The following is a 1377-nucleotide window of genomic DNA, read 5'->3' as shown; positions in this document are numbered from 1 at the left end:
GGGCCCGGACGCCGCCGGGGACGGCGCGCAGGGGGAACACGTGACCGGGCCGGGTCAGGTCACCGGGGGCGGCACCGGGGTCGGCGAGCACGCGGAGGGTGCGGGTGCGGTCGGCGGCGGAGATGCCGGTGGTGACGCCGGCGGCGGCGTCCACGCTCACGGTGTAGGCGGTGCCCTTGGGGTCCTCGTTGACGGTGGTCATGGGCGGCAGGGCCAGGCGGTCGGCCAGGCCGGCCGGCAGGGGCGCGCAGATGACGCCCGAGGTGTGGCGGACGGTGAAGGCGGTGACCTCGTCGGTGGCCAGGGCGGCGGCGTAGATCAGGTCGCCCTCGTTCTCGCGGTCGGCGTCGTCCACGACGACGACGGGCCGGCCGGCGGCGATCGCGGCGATCGCCGCGGGGACGGGGTCCAGACGGATGTGCTCGCTCACGGGCGGGCCTCCTCGGTGGGTGCGGCGGGGGCGGACGGGATGAGCGCGAGACGCTCGGCGTACCGGGCGAGCACGTCGGTCTCGAGGTTGACGCGGTCGCCCGGCCGCAGGGCGCCCAGGGTGGTGGCCTCGAGCGTGGCCGGGATGATGCCGATCTCGAACCAGTGCGCGGCCGCGCCCGGGTCGGAGACGGCGGTGACGGTGAGGGAGACGCCCTGCAGGGCGATGGCCCCCTGCGCGGGGACGTAGCGGGCCAGGCGGGCGGGCAGGCCGATGCGCAGGGTGGTCCAGGCCCCGTGCGGGGTGACCGCGAGGACCTCGCCGGTCCCGTCCACGTGGCCCTGGACCACGTGCCCGTCCAGGTGGTCGGTGGGGCGCAGGCAGCGCTCGAGGTTGACCCGGTCCCCCGGGGCGCGGTCGCCGAGGCTGGTCATCCGCAGCGTCTGGCCCATGAGGTCGGCACGGAACACGCCGGGGCGCTCCGTGGGTCCGTCGAGGGCCGTGAGGCACACGCCGTCGACGGCGAGCGAGCCGCCGGCGGGCAGCCCGTCGAGGGCGCGGCCGGCGTCGAGGGTCAGCAGGGCGGTGTCGGCGGCCGCGTCGTGCTCGAGGGCGACGACGGTGCCGAGATGGGTGACGATGCCGGTGAACACTCAGTCCTCCTGGAAACGGGTCGGGGCGGGGGCGGTGGGCAGGCGCGGGGCCGGCACCGGGCTCAGGTGGGTCCAGACGTCGTCGCCGAGGGCCCGGGCGGGGCCGCCCTCCGCGGGGTCGGGGTGCCAGCGCGGTCCCTCGGACAGCGTGGCGACGTCCAGGCCGGCGACGGCGGCGCGGCCCGGGCCGAGCAGCAGGGGCGCGGTGTAGACCATGAGCTCGTCCACGAGGCCGGCGCGCAGCCACGCGCCGAGCACGCGGGGCCCGCCCTCGATGAGCACGTGCTCGGCACG

General features: G+C 77.6%; 3 protein-coding genes. All 3 read right to left on the bottom strand.

Annotated elements, in window-relative coordinates; translation table 11 throughout:
* Nucleotides 1-430: 3,4-dihydroxy-2-butanone-4-phosphate synthase (locus HMPREF3105_RS00390; protein WP_168167973.1), on the bottom strand; the 430-nt coding region annotated here is incomplete at its 3' end.
* Nucleotides 427-1083 (bottom strand): riboflavin synthase, encoded by a 657-nt coding sequence (locus tag HMPREF3105_RS00385; RefSeq protein WP_063189646.1) that lies wholly within the window; start codon nucleotides 1081-1083, stop codon nucleotides 427-429. The genes HMPREF3105_RS00390 and HMPREF3105_RS00385, both read right to left, overlap by 4 nt.
* The coding region (locus tag HMPREF3105_RS00380; RefSeq protein WP_210401404.1) for a RibD family protein at nucleotides 1084-1377 on the bottom strand (294 nt) is incomplete at its 5' end.

Source organism: Micrococcus sp. HMSC31B01 (assembly GCF_001816085.1).
Taxonomy (GTDB): Bacteria; Actinomycetota; Actinomycetes; order Actinomycetales; family Micrococcaceae; genus Micrococcus; species Micrococcus luteus.
Note: the sequence above shows the minus strand (reverse complement) of the source record. Positions and strands in the feature narration are given on the sequence as shown.